General features: G+C 71.7%; 14 protein-coding genes. 5 read left to right on the plus strand and 9 right to left on the minus strand.

Annotated features, from left to right (window positions below):
- A complete protein-coding gene (locus EIY87_RS42895) occupies positions 1-657 on the plus strand; it encodes an RlpA-like double-psi beta-barrel domain-containing protein (protein ID WP_125315736.1) in 657 nt (218 codons plus the stop codon).
- Positions 658-714: 57 nt separating this feature from the next.
- Here the strand turns inward: EIY87_RS42895 and EIY87_RS42900 are convergent, their stop codons facing one another.
- From EIY87_RS42900 to EIY87_RS42915, 4 genes are all read right to left on the minus strand, one after another.
- Positions 715-2,367: a fumarate hydratase gene (locus EIY87_RS42900; protein WP_125315737.1), complete on the minus strand. Its 1,653-nt coding sequence runs from the start codon at positions 2,365-2,367 to the stop codon at positions 715-717.
- 634 nt (positions 2,368-3,001) lie between these two features.
- Positions 3,002-4,036 carry a sigma-70 family RNA polymerase sigma factor gene (locus tag EIY87_RS42905; protein WP_125315738.1) on the minus strand — a complete coding sequence of 345 codons (1,035 nt, stop codon included), beginning with the start codon at positions 4,034-4,036 and terminating at the stop codon, positions 3,002-3,004.
- A 287-nt stretch (positions 4,037-4,323) separates the two neighbouring features.
- Entirely contained in the window at positions 4,324-4,749 is a 426-nt protein-coding gene (gene dtd, locus EIY87_RS42910; protein ID WP_125315739.1) for a D-aminoacyl-tRNA deacylase, read from the minus strand.
- Positions 4,746-6,251, minus strand: a complete 1,506-nt coding sequence (locus EIY87_RS42915) for a DUF7782 domain-containing protein (protein ID WP_191984478.1) — start codon at positions 6,249-6,251, stop codon at positions 4,746-4,748. The genes dtd and EIY87_RS42915 overlap by 4 nt, the downstream gene beginning before the upstream one ends.
- A 28-nt stretch (positions 6,252-6,279) precedes the next feature.
- On the opposite strand from EIY87_RS42915, the gene EIY87_RS42920 reads away from it, so the two are divergent.
- Both EIY87_RS42920 and EIY87_RS42925 read left to right on the plus strand, forming a co-directional pair.
- The gene (locus EIY87_RS42920) at positions 6,280-7,545 is read left to right on the plus strand and encodes an amidohydrolase (protein WP_125315740.1); all 1,266 of its coding nucleotides are present in this window, start codon (positions 6,280-6,282) and stop codon (positions 7,543-7,545) included.
- 37 nt (positions 7,546-7,582) lie between these two features.
- Positions 7,583-7,897 (plus strand): DUF3099 domain-containing protein, encoded by a 315-nt coding sequence (locus EIY87_RS42925; protein ID WP_125315741.1) that lies wholly within the window; start codon positions 7,583-7,585, stop codon positions 7,895-7,897.
- Between the two features lie 75 nt (positions 7,898-7,972).
- Here the strand turns inward: EIY87_RS42925 and EIY87_RS42930 are convergent, their stop codons facing one another.
- The 4 genes from EIY87_RS42930 to EIY87_RS42945 are packed head-to-tail and all read right to left on the minus strand — an operon-like array spanning position 7,973 to position 11,162.
- Positions 7,973-8,845 (minus strand): carbohydrate kinase family protein, encoded by an 873-nt coding sequence (locus EIY87_RS42930; protein WP_191984479.1) that lies wholly within the window; start codon positions 8,843-8,845, stop codon positions 7,973-7,975.
- A complete protein-coding gene (locus EIY87_RS42935; RefSeq protein WP_125315742.1) occupies positions 8,842-9,747 on the minus strand; it encodes a pseudouridine-5'-phosphate glycosidase in 906 nt (301 codons plus the stop codon). The genes EIY87_RS42930 and EIY87_RS42935 overlap by 4 nt, the downstream gene beginning before the upstream one ends.
- 9 nt (positions 9,748-9,756) lie before the next feature.
- Entirely contained in the window at positions 9,757-10,374 is a 618-nt protein-coding gene (locus EIY87_RS42940) for an HD domain-containing protein (RefSeq protein WP_125315743.1), read from the minus strand.
- Positions 10,374-11,162 carry a sporulation protein gene (locus EIY87_RS42945; protein WP_125315744.1) on the minus strand — a complete coding sequence of 263 codons (789 nt, stop codon included), beginning with the start codon at positions 11,160-11,162 and terminating at the stop codon, positions 10,374-10,376. Before EIY87_RS42945 ends, EIY87_RS42940 begins: the two co-directional genes overlap by 1 nt.
- A gap of 58 nt (positions 11,163-11,220) precedes the next feature.
- Here EIY87_RS42945 and EIY87_RS42950 point away from each other — a divergent pair, with 58 nt between their 5' ends.
- Entirely contained in the window at positions 11,221-11,463 is a 243-nt protein-coding gene (locus tag EIY87_RS42950; protein ID WP_163046767.1) for a DUF3039 domain-containing protein, read from the plus strand.
- A gap of 164 nt (positions 11,464-11,627) precedes the next feature.
- Positions 11,628-12,464 carry a hypothetical protein gene (locus EIY87_RS42955; RefSeq protein ID WP_191984480.1) on the plus strand — a complete coding sequence of 279 codons (837 nt, stop codon included), beginning with the start codon at positions 11,628-11,630 and terminating at the stop codon, positions 12,462-12,464.
- Between the two features lie 63 nt (positions 12,465-12,527).
- Here the strand turns inward: EIY87_RS42955 and EIY87_RS42960 are convergent, their stop codons facing one another.
- Complete coding sequence (locus EIY87_RS42960) at positions 12,528-15,656, minus strand: efflux RND transporter permease subunit (protein WP_125315746.1); 3,129 nt, start codon at positions 15,654-15,656, stop codon at positions 12,528-12,530.
- Between the last annotated feature and the right edge of the window lie 76 nt (positions 15,657-15,732).

The raw sequence follows: 15,732 nt of genomic DNA on the forward strand, positions 1-15,732 counted from the left end.
ATGCCCCGGTTGAGTAGTGGTCGGCACCGCAAGCAGGCGACCATCGGGCTGGCCGCGTTGCTGGGTGTCTCCGGCATCACCGCGACCGCGATCGCGCTGAGCAGCCCGGCGGGCAACGCGGCCGAAGCTCCCAAGGAGAACTGCGCCGGACTCGACACCGCACTGCAGAACAACCTGAACTTCATCGCGGGCCAGCAGGCGAACCCGGACGCGCAGTCGGCCGCGCGGATCGCCAACCGGCAGGCGGTGGTGGACCTGATCCAGCAGCGGCGTCAGGTCGCGGGGTGCGCCGCGAACGTCGTGGCGAACAACGGACAGGCCCCGGCGGCCCAGGCGCCGGCGCAGCAAGCTCCGGCGCAGCAACAGAACCAGCAGCAGAACCAGTCCGGTGTGGACACCGGCGCCGTCGGCGAGGTCGTCTGCCCGGGGTCGACCGTGACCCTCTCCGGCGAAGGCGGCGCACCGGCCGCGTCGAGCAACCAGTTCCCGGCGGGGACGAAGCTGAAGGTGACGAACCTGGACAACTCGAAGTCCACGACGGTCGAGGTCACGTCGGTCTCGGGTAGCTGCACGCTGCTCAACAACGCGGCTTTCGAACAGGTTCGGGAGCCCGGCAAGTTCCTCATCCGGCGCGCGCGGATCGAGCGCGTCGGCTGAGGGAGCAGGGAAGGAAGGGGGCACCGGCGGCGGGCCGGTGTCCCCTTCCCTTGCGTCCTAACGGAAGCTGATCTGCAGCACCGGGTCGCCGGTGCTGGCGAAGAAGTCGTTGCCCTTGTCGTCGATGACGATGAACGCCGGGAAGTCCTCGACCTCGATCTTCCACACGGCTTCCATGCCGAGCTCGGCGTACTCCAGGACGTCGACCTTCTTGATGCAGTCCTGCGCGAGCCGCGCGGCCGGGCCGCCGATCGAGCCGAGGTAGAACCCGCCGTGCGCCTGGCACGCGGCCGTCACCTGCTTTGACCGGTTTCCCTTGGCCAGCATGACGAGCGAGCCGCCGGCCGCCTGGAACTGCTCGACGTAGGAGTCCATCCGCCCGGCCGTCGTGGGACCGAACGAGCCGGACGCGTAGCCCTCGGGCGTCTTCGCCGGGCCGGCGTAGTAGACCGGGTGGTTCTTCAGGTAGTCCGGCATCCCCTCACCGGCGTCGAGCCGTTCGGCGATCTTCGCGTGCGCGATGTCGCGCGCGACGACCAGCGGCCCGGTGAGCGACAGCCGCGTCTTGACCGGCAGCTGCGAGAGCTGCGCGCGGATCTCGGCCATCGGCCGGTTGAGGTCGACGCTCACGACGTCGTCGGAGAGGTCCTCTTCGGTGATCTCCGGGAGGAACTGCGCCGGGTCGCGCTCGAGCTGCTCGATGAACACGCCGTCGGCGGTGATCTTGGCCTTGGCCTGCCGGTCGGCGGAACAGCTCACGGCGATGCCGACGGGGCAGCTGGCGCCGTGGCGGGGGAGCCGGATCACGCGGACGTCGTGGCAGAAGTACTTGCCGCCGAACTGCGCGCCGATGCCGAACTGCCGGGTCATCTCCAGGACCTGCTGTTCCAGGCTGGGGTCGCGGAAGGCGTGCCCCAGCTCGGACCCTTCGGTCGGCAGGTTGTCGAGGTAACGCGCGGAGGCGAGCTTCGCGACCTTGAGGTTGAACTCGGCCGACATCCCGCCGACGACGATCGCCAGGTGGTACGGCGGGCAGGCCGCGGTGCCGAGGCTGCGCAGCTTCTCGTCGAGGAACCGGGCGAGCCGCTTCGGGTTCAGGACGGCCTTGGTTTCCTGGTACAGGAACGTCTTGTTGGCGCTGCCGCCGCCCTTGGCCATGAAGAGGAACTCGTAGGTCGGGTCCCCCTCCTTGTGGTACAGCTCGATCTGGGCGGGGAGGTTGGTGCCCGTGTTGCGCTCGTCCCAGAAGTTCACCGGCGCCATCTGCGAGTAGCGCAGGTTGAGCTGCTGGTAGGCGTCGAAGATGCCCTGCGAGAGCGCGCGCTCGTCGTCCCCGCCGGTCAGCACGCCCTCGCCGCGCTTGCCGACGACGATGGCGGTCCCGGTGTCCTGGCACATGGGCAGCACGCCGCCGGCCGAGATGGCGGCGTTGCGCAGCAGGTCCATGGCGACGAACCGGTCGTTCCCGGAGGCCTCGGGGTCGTCGACGATGGCCCGCAGCTGCTTCAGGTGTGACGTGCGCAACAGGTGCTGGATGTCGGTGATGGCGGTGCGCGCGAGGGTGGTGAGCGCTTCCGGCTCGATCTTCAGGAAGGTCCGCCCGGCGGCTTCGACGGTTTCGACGCCCTGGTCGGTGACCAGCCGGTATTCGGTGGTGGTGTCCTTGCCCAGCGGGAGGACTTCGGTGTGCTGAAACGTGGTGGACGGCACTGCCAGGCTCCTTTGCCAGCTCCGGGATCCGGCCAGCTTAGGCGGCGGGGGAGGGTGCGCCGAAGAGGCATGCGATCACTGTGGGCCACCCCACGCGGTGGCTTGGTTTCCCTCAGCCCCGGCTTGGTGTCTCCGCAACCCCGAAGCCTGATTGTGACTACGGCCGGCAGCACCGCGTCAAGGCGGGAAAGCGTGCCTTGACCCGGCGCTGCCGGCCGTGTTCTGGCTTCGGATCGGGGTTGCGGGGAGGTCTGGCTGCGGGGTGCCGGGTTGTGCTGCCCGCGTGCGTTGGGTGAGCTGCGCCGCCGTGCGTTTGGGGAGCTGGTCGGGAGGCCGGGTCCACCCCGACGGACCCGACCTCCCGGGGGAAGCTTCCGGGTGCGTGCACACCCGGTCGCGAGGTCGATGCCGCTACCGGTTCGAAGCCGCTTCAAGAATGTGACGTGACCGAAGTCATAAGTCAACGCGGCCGAACGGGTGTTGGCGGAGGGTTGCTACCCATGTCCGGCGGAGGCAAAACCCGGTTTTCGTGGAAAATTTTCACGACGGGCGGAATGCCTGGTCGTCGCCTCGGCGGTACGCCAAAAAAAGAGGGCGGGCGCACCGTGTGCGCCCGCCCTGTCGGACTGAGGGGTCAGCTGGCGTAGGCGCGGAGCCGGTCCGCGCGCTCGCCCTGGCGGAGCTTGGACATGACCTCGCGCTCGATCTGGCGGACGCGCTCGCGGGAGAGCCCGAAGTGCTTGCCGATCTGGTCGAGCGTGCGGGGCTGGCCGTCGTCGAGGCCGTAGCGCAGGCGGATGACCTGCTGCTCGCGGTCGTCCAGCGTCGACAGGACCCGGCGCAGGTCGTCCTGCAGCAGGCTGGAGATCACGGCGCTCTCGGCGTCCGTCGCCTCGGAGTCCTCGATGAAGTCGCCCAGCGGGGCGTCTTCCTCGGTGCCGACCGGCATGTCCAGGCTTACCGGGTCACGCGAGTGGTCGAGCAGGTCCGAGATCTTGTGCGCCGGGATGCCCGACTCGGCCGCCAGCTCCTCGTGGGTCGCGTCGCGCCCGAGCTGCTGGTGCAGGTCGCGCTTGATGCGGGCCAGCTTGTTCACCTGCTCCACCAGGTGGACCGGGAGGCGGATGGTGCGCCCCTGGTCGGCCATCCCCCGGGTGATGGCCTGGCGGATCCACCAGGTGGCGTACGTCGAGAACTTGAACCCCTTGGAGTAGTCGAACTTCTCCACCGCGCGGATGAGACCCAGGTTCCCCTCCTGGATCAGGTCGAGCAGCGGCATCCCGCGGCCGGTGTAGCGCTTGGCGAGCGAGACCACCAGGCGGAGGTTGGCCTCCAGCAGGTGGTTCTTCGCCACGTGCCCGTCGCGGACCAGGGCGGCCAGCTCGGTGCGGCGCTTCGCGGTCAGGCTCTCCGCGGTGTCCAGCATGTGCTGGGCGAAGACACCCGCCTCGATGCGCTTGGCCAGCTCGACCTCGTCGGCCGCGCTGAGCAGGGCCGTCTTGCCGATGCCGTTGAGGTAGACGCGGACGAGGTCGGCGGCGGGGCTCTGGGCGTCGAGGTCGGCGTCGGTGAGCGCCCCCACGCTCATCGCCGCCGGCTCCTCGGACACCTGAGCCGGGATGCGCTCGCGAATCCCGCGCGACTCGCGTTCGAGAGTCTGGACTGACATTCTGCCTCCCCGGTCACGGGCTGAACGTGCTGCTGCGGTGGTCCGCCGGTTGCGTCCCCGCGCACCGGGGCCTGTGGAACCCGGTACGCCGGTCCGGCCGGCTTGGCTGGACATCTGGCACAACGCTCCGGGTTTCCAAAACGTTCCCGGCTCGCTGAAAAGGAGACGGCTGCCGGCGCGCTCCGGTTGCTCGACCATTGCTGAGCTTTTGCTGAGAACGTTCCGTGACCGGGAAACCTGAGAATCCGATGTGAATCGGGTCAGGATGTGAACCGGGGCGCTGTGGTCTAGACCTCTACGACAACCGTGAACGGCCCGTCGTTGACGCTCGACACCGCCATCATCGCCCCGAAACGCCCCGTCGCCACGGTGGCGCCGCGGTCGCGCAGCGCGCTCACGACCGCGTCCACCAACGGCTCGGCGACCTCGGGGCGCGCGGCCTGCGTCCACGACGGCCGGCGCCCTTTCTTCGTGTCGCCGTAGAGGGTGAACTGGCTCACCACGAGCAGCGGCGCATTCACCGTGGCGCATGATTCCTCGTCACGCAGGACGCGCAGCTCGTGCAATTTCCGCGCCATCACGGCGGCCTTCGCCGCGTCGTCGTCGACGTGGATTCCCAGCAGCACAAGCAAACCCGGCTCGTCGATGGCGCCGACGACCGCGCCGTCGACCGTGACGTCCGCCCGCGTCACGCGGGCCGCGACGGCCCTCACTCGCCCGCCGGGACGAGCATCCCGTGCCGGACGAGCTCGCGGACGACGGGCAGCGCGGTGGCCGCCAGTTCCGAGGCGTCGAGGCCTTGCGAGAACGCGAGGAGCTCGATGAGGTCCTCCAGCGGCAGCGCGCCGCGGCAGCCCGCGAGGAGCCGCGTCGCCAGCTCGTCGACTTCGTGTTGCCAGCCCGGTCCGTCGGTGCGGTGCAGGCGCCGGATCGACGTCGCCCAGCCTTCGTCGCCGGGTTCCTCGACGCTTTCCAGCAAAACCGTGTCCGGCACTACAAAACGGACATCGAGTAATGAATCACCCGATTCGCGCAGCCAGGCGACGCGGTCCAGCCAGCCCGCCGCCTCCGGCCCCAGCGGGTCGTCGTAGGCCTGCCGCAGGTCCTCGCAGACGACTGTGGGACTGCTCACCCCGGCCGCCCGGCGCAGCGTGACGAACCCGAACCCGATGCCGCGGACGTCGTTCGCCGCGAACCAGTCGAGCCACGCCGCCGCCTTCGCCCGGCCCTCCGGCGACCGCGGCTCGAGCCCGGCGTCCCGCAGCCAGGTGCCGACGTAGAGCGCCGGGTCGGCCACGTCGCGCTGCACGAACCACGCGTCGGTCTCGGCGGGCAGCCAGCGGCTCACCCGGTCGGCCCAGTCCTCCTTCCCGGTGTGCAGCCACGAGGCCAGCAGGTGCCCGACGCCGCCGTCGTTGAGGAAGCCCGGCAGCTGCCGCACGACCAGCGCGCTCGCGTCGTCGCCGGCCAGCCCGGAGTCGCGGTAGGTGTAGTCCACCCGGGCCGGGCCGACCACGAACGGCGGATTGCAGACGACCTGGTCGAACTTCCGGCGCGCGACCGGCGCGAACCACTCGCCGCGCAGCAGCTCGACGTCCAGCTCGTTCAGCCGGAACGTCGCCGCGGCCAGCGCCAGGGCCCGCTCGGAGACGTCCGTCGCGGTCACGCGCCGCGCGTGCCGGGCCGCGTGCAGCGCCTGCACGCCGTTGCCGGTGCCCACGTCGAGCAGGGTGCCGACCGGGTTGCGGCTGGTCGCGCGGATCAGCGACAGCGACGCGTGGCCGACGCCGAGCACGTGGTCCTCGGGCACGGTGCTGCCGAGCACGTCGGCGTCGAGGTCGGAGACCACCCACCAGGAGCCCTCTTCGTCGCCGTGCGGGCGGATGTCGAGGGCGGCGCGGTAACCGCCGGCGACCGGCGCCAGTACCCCCGCGGTGACGGCGTCCTCCGGCGAAAGCGGCGAGAAAGCGGCCTTGACCTCGGCTTCGGGCTCGACCCCGCCGAGCAGGAACAGCCGGATCAGCGTGCCGAGGTCGCCCGCGTCCCGGCTCGCGCGCTCGGCGGGGACCGGCTCGCCGCGGCCCAGCGCGGCGTGCGCGGCGCCGCCGAGGGCGGCCACCACGCCGTCGGCGTCGTAGGAGGTGCGGCGGAAGGCTTCGCGCAGCCGCGCGCAGACGTCGTCGGACAGGTCGGGCAGTACGCTTCGCGTGCTCACGGTGGGTAATGCTGCCACGATGGCCCCCGTGACCCTTGAAGACGTCCTCGCCCCGCTCGACGCGGCGCTGCCCGAGCTCGAAGCGCTGTACATCGACCTGCACCGCCACCCGGAGCTCTCCTTCGCCGAGACCCGGACGGCGGCCGAGCTGGCCCGGCGGCTGGAGCGCGACGGCTACGAGGTGCACACCGGCATCGCCGGCACCGGCGTGCTGGGCGTGCTGCGCAACGGCGAAGGGCCCACGGTGCAGCTGCGGGCCGACATCGACGCGCTGCCGGTCGAGGAGAAGACCGGGCTGTCCTACGCCAGCACCGCCCGCGGCACCGACGAGCACGGCAAGGACGTCCCGGTCATGCACGCGTGCGGGCACGACATGCACGCGACCTGGCTCTCCGGCGCCGCCGCGCTGCTGGCGAAGGGGCGTGACACGTGGTCGGGCACGCTGCTGGTGGTGTTCCAGCCCGGCGAGGAGAGCGCGGGCGGCGCGTCGGCGATGGTGCGCGACGGCCTGTTCGACGTCGCCGGCAAGCCCGACGTCGTGTTCGGCCAGCACCTGGTGCCCGGCCCGGCGGGCTGGGTGCTCACCCGGCCCGGGGTGATCATGGCCGCGACCGACACGCTGCGCATCACCCTGCACGGCCGCGGCGGGCACGGCTCGCGCCCGGAGACCACCGTCGACCCGGCGGTGCTGGCCGCGTCCGTGGTGCTCAAGCTGCAGACGATCGTGTCCCGCGAGATCGCCGCCACCGACTCCGCCGTGGTCACCGTCGGCTCGCTGCACGTGGGCACCGCGAGCAACGTGATCGCCGACGACGCCGTCCTGGAGGTCAACGTCCGGTCCTTCGACCAGGCCGTCCGCGAGCGGGTGCTGGCCGCGGTCGAGCGGATCGTGAACGGCGAAGCGGCCACGGCCGGGGCGCCGAAGCCGCCGGAGATCGTCCGGTCCGGCTCGTACCCGATCACGGAGAACGACGAGGCCGCCAACGACGCCCTCACCGAGGCCTTCCGCGCCCGCTTCGGCGCGGAGGTCGTCCTGCCCGCCCCGCTGGTCACCGGCAGCGAGGACTTCAGCGAGTTCGGCCGCGCGGCCGGCGCGCCCTCGGTGTTCTGGCTGGTCGGCGGCTTCGACCCGGAGACGGTGGTCACGGCGATGACCGAGGGCCGGTTCGAGCGCGACGTCCCGTCCAACCACTCGCCGCGCTTCGCCCCGGTGCTGCACCCGACCCTGCGCACCGGGATCGAGACCCTCGTCGTCGCCGCGCTGAGCCGGTTGTCCCACCCCGGTGTCGGATGACCGGGGCAAGTGGGACGATGGTGACGGAGGTGGTGCAGTGACCACGCCCGCCAGCGGCCCCGACCCGGTGCTGATCACCGGGGCGGCGCGGTCGTACGAAGAACAGCTCGCGACGCGCAAGCGCAAGTACGTGATCATGATGGCGTGCCGGATCCCGTGCTTGGTCCTCGCCGGGCTGACCTACCACACGTGGTGGCTGGCGCTGGGGTTCCTCGCCATCTCGGTTCCGCTGCCGTGGATCGCGGTGCTCATCGCCAACGACCGCCCGCCCCGCAAGGCCGAGAAGGTCAGCCGGTACGAGCGCGAGGCGAAGGCGATCGAAGGCACGAGCCACCGCGTCATCGACGGCTGACCGAGGCCCACCCCTCCGACGAAAGCCGCGCTCCGGGCCGCCAGAGCCGCATCTTTCGGCGAGAAAGATGCGGCTTCAGGCCGGTTGAGGTCCGACCTTGCCGACGGCGAGGGCGCCCAGGCGGGTGCCGTGGCGCAGGACGTCCACAGTGGACTCGCCGGCCAGCCAGCCGGTGAGCACGCCCGCGTCGAACGCGTCGCCCGCGCCGGTGGAGTCGACGCACTCCGCCTCGACCGCCGGGACGCTCGTCACGCCGTCGTGGTTCACCCAGCTGGCGCCGTCGAGCCCGGCGGTCACGACCACCGCGCCGACCGCGCCGAGCAGCTCCTTCGCCGCCACCGGGTCCGCCGAGCCGGTCAGCGCGACCAGCTCTTCGGTGTTCGGCATCAGCAGGTCGACACCGCGGACGTCGTCGAGGAACGCCGCCGGGTCGGTGATGTGCGCGGCCGCCTGCGGGTCGACCGACGTCGTCAGGCCCGCTTCTTTCGCCGCCGCCAGCGCGGCGAGCCCGGCGGCCCGCGACGGCGGGTCGAGCAGCACGTACCCGGACAGGTGCAGGTGGCTCGCCCCGGCCAGCGCCTCGGGCGTGACGTCTTCGGGCGCGAAGCGCTGGTTCGCGCCGCGGTCGGCCAGCATGCTCCGCTGCCCGGAGCCGTCGACCATCACCACGACGCAGCACGTCGGCGCCTCGTCGTCGACGGCGAACGCGCACCGCACGCCCGCTGCCTCCAGCTCCGCGCGGATCAGCCGGCCGCCCGGGTCGTTGCCGATCCGCGCGAGCAGCGTCGTCTCCGCGCCGAGGTGCCGCAGCCACAACGCCGTGTTGGCGCCCGAGCCGCCGCCGGTGAACCGGATCTTCGCGCGGGCGTCGCCGCCGTGCGGCAACGGCTTGTCGTGCCGGGCGATCACGTCGAGGGCCGCGTCGCCGACCACCACGATCCCGGTCATGCCAGCGCCACCGCGACTTCGGCGGCCAGCTTCGCGTTGTTGAGCACGAGCGCTTCGTTCGCGTCGATGCTCACGCCGTCGCTGGCGGTGTGGAAGTGCTCCAGCAGCACCGGCGTGACGTCGGCGCCGTGCACGCCCCGCTCGTTGACCAACGCGAGGCCTTCGGCCAGCAGCCGGTCGTGCAGCGCCGTGTCCATTTCGGACTCTTCGGGGATCGGGTTGGCCAGCAGGACACCGGAATCCGCGTACGCGCGGTGCGCGGCGACCACGGCGGCGGCCTGCTTCGGGTCGTCGACCCGCCAGCCGACCTGGTGCCCGGACGAGCGCAGGTAGAACGCCGGGAAGTCGTCGGTGCGGTAGCCCAGCACCGGCACCGAGTTCGTCTCCAGCACCTCGAGGGTGGCCGGGATGTCGAGCACCGACTTCACGCCGGAGCAGACCACCACGGTCGGCACCTTCGCCAGCACGCCGAGGTCCGCCGAGACGTCCCACGACTGCGCGGCGCCGACGTGCACGCCGCCGAGCCCGCCGGTGGCGAACATCCCGATGCCCGCGGCGGCGGCCAGCGCCGACGTGCTCGCCACGGTCGTCGCGCCCGAGCGGCCGAGCCCGACGGCGGGGCCGAGGTCGCGCAGCGACAGCTTGTCCAGCCCGGCGTCCGGCGCGCAGACCCGCTCCAGCTCGGCGGGGGAGAGGCCGACGACGACCCGGCCGTCGAGCACCGCGATCGTGGCCGGGACGGCCCCGCCGTCGCGCACCACGCGCTCGAGGCGCCGGGCGACGTCCAGGTTGCGGCCCGGCGGCAGGCCGTGGGACAGGATGGTGCTCTCCAGCGCGACGACGGGGTGCCCGTCACGCAGCGCCGAGGCGATCTCTTCGTGCAGGTGGAGTGGGGTGGTCACGAGGGACCATCATCGGTGATCGGTTCGCCCGCCGCGCCAGTGGGTCAGCTCGGCCGTGAGGTTCTTTTCCGCGGCCGTCGCCCAGCGTGCTCGCGCCGCTTCGCTGCGGTACAGCTCGCGCGCGAGCATCCCTTCCAGCACCGCGGCGCGGCCTTCGCGCCAGACGTCGTCGGGGTACTTCGCGTACTCCTGGCGCACGCCTTCCGCGTAGGCCGCGTACCGGTCCGGCGGTGCGCCGAGGACGGCCAGGTCGGCGTCGAGCAGGGCGGTCGCGAGGTGGTCGCCGGGCGGCGCGTCGTGCGTGATCGTGGCGAGGATCAGGCCTTCGACCCGCTCGACGTGCGCTTCGGCGACCCCGTCGAGCGCTTCACGGGCCCACGCCGCGCTGGCGCGTTCGTCTTCGCCGGGCTTCGCGTCGTACACGACGTCATGCGCCCAGGCGGCGACGGCGAGCACCGCGCGCTCGGTGTCGCCGAGGTCCCCGGCCAGCCAGGCGGAGTCGCGGACGACGCCGGCCGCGTGCGCCAGCGTGTGGTAGCGGCGGTGGGGCTCGCCGTAGCGCGCTTCGAGCCGCGGCCGGGCGCCGGCCTGGCCGCCCAGCGCCGCCACGGCGTCGTCCCACTCCATCAGTCGAAGATCCCGCGGGGGCGGGCCAGCTGGCCGAGCCAGTCTTCGAGCTGCTTCTCCCAGTTCACGTCCGGCTTCATGGTGAACATCCCCACGAAGTCCTGCCCGCGCCCGCCGAAGCCGCCGGTCTTGCTCACCCGGACCCGCTTGGTGACCTCGAGGACGACGTCCGTGCGGTCCGCCGAGGCCAGGAAGGTGACCGCGACCTGCGAGAAGATGCTCGCGAAGCGCGGCGAAGGCGCGAAGCGGATCTCCTGGAAGAACGGCAGCTGCTGCTGGGCGCCGTCGACGCGGCCCTGTTCGAGGATCGCCTCGCGGAAGGTGAACCCGATCCGGCTGAGCGCGTCGAGCACCCGCTTCTGCGCCGGGAGCGGCTCGATCGCGACGGCGTCGGCGTCGAACGGGTCGCTCACCGCGGCGGCCAGGTCGAGCTCGGCCCGGACGCCGACCGCCATCCCGGCGAGCGGCTTGCCGTAGACGCTGGTCACCGGCGTCTCCCAGGGCAGCGGCACCTCGAACGGCACCCGGACCTGCTGGCCGGCCCGGATGGTTTCGCGGCCGGCGAGCTGCCGCGTGCCGAAGGGGAGGTCTTCGGTCTTGTCCTCGCCGGGGACCCGGACGCGCGCCAGCAGCGTCACCGAGAGGCCCTTGATCTCCTGGTCGACCTCGCCGCCGAGCAGCAGGACCTCGCCGTGCAGGGGACGGCCGGGAGCGGCGGCGGTGTCGAGCAGCCGGGCGTCGATCCGGGCCCCGCCGGAGCCGAACGTCGCGAGCACCTTCTGGAACATGCCGTGGATCCTGCCAGGCCGGGGACCGTCCGGGGCGGGACTCGGGCACAATGGACGGGTGAGCACCGAGACGCTGACGAAGCCGGAAACCACGCCCGAGGGCACGGACACCACCGACGACGACTCGCCGAAGATGTTCCACTACGTGAAGAAGAACAAGATCGCCGAGAGCGCGGTCATGGGCAACCACGTGGTGGCGCTGTGCGGCGAGGTCTTCCCGGTGACGAAGTCGCCGAAGCCCGGCTCGCCGGTCTGCCCGGCGTGCAAGGAGATCTTCGACGGGTTGCGCCCGGGCGAGTGATCCCGGCCTGAACCCCCGGCGGGTGTTCCCGCCGGGTCTTCGGGCTGTCCGGAACCGGACAAGTCGTCGAACAAACGTGAAAAACCTTCATTCGGCGGGTGTGCCGGGTGCCGGTGACCTGGTAAATCCAGCGGGCCAGGTCCCCTCACCCACCGGAGCCGCACATGCGCAGAACCGGGATCGTGCTCACCCTCGCCGCCCTGCTGGCCGTGGTCTCGCCCGCACTGGCCCAGGCCGTCACCGGCTGGACGGAAGTCGGCCGCGACCAGGCCAGAGCCCTCGACGAGAGCCAAGGCCTCGCGACGATCGTGCGGCCGTCGGGCACCACCATCCGCTACACCGGGATCGGCACCATCCCGGCCGACCTGAACTCCCAGGGCTGGAACCACGTCGGCGACCCGGGCTCGGCCCAGGGCTGGTACGTCGAGCCCTACCAGCGTGACGACCGCGGCGCGAAGCTCTTCCGCGTCCAGGCGCCGGACGGCTCGTGGAAGAACTTCAAGCACACCCTCGAGTCGTGGGAAGCGAACAACAACTCCTTCGCCGCGGTCTCGCCGGACGCCCGGTGGATGGTGGCGGGGGAGTGGGGCACGATGGACCGCCTCCTGGTCCACCCGATGCCCGGCGCGGCGGCGACCGACCCGGCGCAGAACCTGCCGCTGGCCGGCACGATCCGCCTCGACCACCCGGTCCGCGACGTCCAGGGCTGCGACTTCCAGACGGCCACCCGCCTGCTCTGCGCGTCGGACGACCCGGACGGCAGCCTCTTCGGCACCACGAAGCCGTTGCTGCAGATCGACCTGGCCGGCCCGCTGGCCGGTTCGGACGTCAGCGGCCACGTCACCTCGCTGGGCCAGCTGCCCCTGCGCAGCGGCTGCGGCGGGAACTTCGAGGTCGAGGGCATCGACTTCGACGAGCGCGACAACACGCTGCGGGTGATCGTCATGTCGCCGAGCATCTGCATCCTCTTCGACAGCATGACCTACCGCTTCAAGCAGTAGCTACGACGGCGAAGGCCCGCACTTTCACGTGAAAGTGCGGGCCTTCGCCGTGCGGTCGGGCCGTCAGGCCGTGGGGGCGGGGTCCAGGGACTCCGACTCCGGGGCCTTCGCCGGGTTGCGGCGCGCCTCGCGACGCGCGCGGCGGCGTTCCTTGCGGGTTTCGACCATCGTGTACAGCGTCGGGACCAGCACCAGGGTCAGCAGCGTCGAGCTGACCAGGCCGCCGATCACCACGATGGCGAGCGGCTGGCCGATGAAGCCGCCCTGGCCGGTGATGCCCAGCGCCATCGGCACCAGCGCGAAGATCGTCGCCGCCGCGGTCATCAGGATCGGGCGCAGCCGGCGCCGGCCGCCCTCGGTGACCGCCTCCGAGACGCTCATCCCTTCGGCCCGGTACTGGTTGATCAGGTCGATCAGGACGATGGCGTTCGTCACCACGATGCCGACCAGCATCAGCATCCCGATCAGGGCCGGGAGGCCGAGCGCGGTGCCGGTCGCCAGCAGCAGGCCGATCGCGCCGGTCGCCGCGAACGGGATCGACACCAGCAGGATCAGCGGCTGGATCAGGCTGCGGAACGTCGCCACCATGATCAGGAACACGATCGCGATCGCCGCCAGCAGCGCCAGGAACAGGTTCGAGAACGCCTCCTGCTGGTCCTGGCTGACACCGCCGAGCGAATAGGACGCGCCGCCGGTGAACGTCAGGCCGTCCAGCTTGGCCTTGATGTCCGCGGTCGTCTTGCTCAGGTTGTCCCCGGTGTTCTTGGCGGTGACCGTGGTCGACAGGTCGCCGCCGGTGCGGTGCACCGACGCCGGGCCGTCCACAGTGGACACCTTCGCTACCTCGTCGAGCCGGACGACCCCCGCGGGACCCGGGATCGGCAGCCCGCGGACCTGGTCGACCGTCACCGGAGCCGTACCGGCGCGCAGCACGATGTCCGTGCGCTGCCCGCCGACCGGCAGCTGCGTCACCGTGCGGCCGGCGATCGCCTGGTTGGCGACCTGGCCGATGGTGCTCGCCGACAGCCCGCGCGCGGCGGCCGCGGCGTCGTCCACCTCGACCTGCACCCGCGGCGAGCCGACGCTCAGGTCGCTGGACACCTCGGTCAGCCCGGACACCCCGCGCAGCGCCTGCACCACCTGGTCGGACGCCGGCTTGAGGGCGGTCTCCGACGGCGCGGTCACCGTCACCGAGACCTGGTCGGAGTTGAACCCGGACGCGTCCGCGCCGATCTTGATCTCGCCCAGCTCGGGCCGCGACGTCAGCTTCCCGCGCAGCCGGTCCGACAGCGCGTCGAGGTCGGTGTCCTTCGCGACGGTGACCGAGATGCTCGTGTTGGTGCCGCCGCCGAAGCCGAACGCGCCCCCGCCGCCGATGCTGACCTGGTAGGTCCGCACCGCAGGCTCCGCGGCCAGGGCCTGCTCGACCGTCGCCGCCGCCTTCTCCTTGGCCTCGACGCTGGTGCCCGCGGGCAGCTTCTGCGTCATGTTCAGCGTGGTGCCGCCGGACTGGTCCAGGAAGTTCGTGTTGAGCCGCGTCGCGAGCCCGACCGTGCCGGCGAAGATCAGCAGTGCCAGCAGCACGACGGTCAGCCGCCGCCTGGTCGCGAACCGGATCACCGGCAGGTACGCCCGCTGCAGCAGGCCACGGCGTTCCTTCTCGACGGCCGCTTCGCGCGCCCGCTCGGCTTCGATGGCGTCCGCCGGGACGGCCGGCCGCTTCAGGAACCAGTACGCCAGCACCGGGACCACGGTCAGCGACACGAGCAGCGAAGCCAGCAGCGCCACCGTCACCGTGATCGCGAACGGCGAGAACAGCTCCCCGACGAACCCGCCGACGAACGCGATCGGCAGGAACACCGCGACGGTCGTCAGCGTGGACGACGTCACCGCGCCGGCCACCTCGCGGACGCCGTCGAGCACCGCCCGCTGCTTCTCCTCGCCGTAGGCCAGGTGCCGCTTGATGTTCTCCAGCACGACGATCGAGTCGTCGACCACCCGGCCGATCGCGATGGTCAGCGCGCCGAGGGTGAGCAGGTTGAGCGACAGGTCGCCGGTCCACAGCGCCAGCAGCGCGACCACCACCGACAGCGGGATCGACACCGCGGTCACCAGCGTCGAGCGCACCGACAGCAGGAACAGCAGGATGACGACGACGGCGAACGCCAGGCCCAGCAGGCCTTCGGTGGTCAGGCCGCTGATCGCGTCCTTCACCGGGGTGCCCTGGTCGAACACCACGTTCATCTCGGCGCCGGTCTTCTTCGCCAGCTCCGGCAGCTTGTCGCGCACGGCGTCGGAGATCGCGACGGCGTTCCCGTTGTCCACCATGGTGATCGACAGGCCGAGGCTCGGCTTGCCGTTGGTGCGCGTGATCGACGTCGGCGGCGCGAAGCCGGCCTGGACGCCGGCGACGTCACCCAGCTTCACCGGGCCGCGCCCGCGCGCGGCGGTACTGGGCGTCAGGTAGAGGCCGCGGATCGTGTCCACAGTGGTCTGCCCGCCGCCGACCTGGACGCTCAGCGTCTTGCCGCCTTCGGTCAGCGTGCCGGCCGGGATCGCGGCGCCCGCCGTCTGCAGCGTGGTGGCGATCGACGTGGGGTCGACGCCCGCCGCGGCCAGCTTCGCGTAGTCGAGCGTGATCGTGACGCGCGGCTGCTGCACGCCGGTCACGGTCACCGTGCGGACGCCCTCGATCTTCCGCAGCTCCGGCGCGACCTGGTCGGTCAGCGCGGGCGCGAGCGCCTGCGGGTCCCCGGCCGTGCCCGCGGCGACCAGCACCACCGGCAGGTCGTCGGTGCTCCCGGCGGACACGGCGGGCTCGGAGTTCTGCGGCAGCCGCGGCCGGACCTGGTTCACCACCTGCTGGATCTGCTGGACGGCGGCGTCGATGTCGGTGCCGAACTCGAACTGCGCGACCACGCGCGAAACGCCGTCGGACGACGTCGAGTTGACCTCCTCGAGCCCCTTCAGCCCCTGCAGCGCGCCTTCCAGCGGCTCGGTGACCTGGCGGTCGACCGCGTCCGGCGAAGCGCCCGCGTACGCGGTGACGATCTGGGCCTGCGGGAACTGCAGGGACGGGAAGAGCTGCTGCTTGATCTGCGGCAGCGCGAACGCCCCGAACCCGACGACGACGAGCGCGAGCAGGCCGATCAGGCTTCGGTTGCGCAGGCTCAATCTGGCCAGCACGGACATGGCTTCGGGAACCCCCTCGGGAACGACGCGGCGATCGATGCCGTCGTCAGCGACCCGCAGAGCCTCCCATGCCCGA

It is taken from the genome of Amycolatopsis eburnea (assembly GCF_003937945.1).
GTDB lineage: Bacteria > Actinomycetota > Actinomycetes > Mycobacteriales > Pseudonocardiaceae > Amycolatopsis > Amycolatopsis eburnea.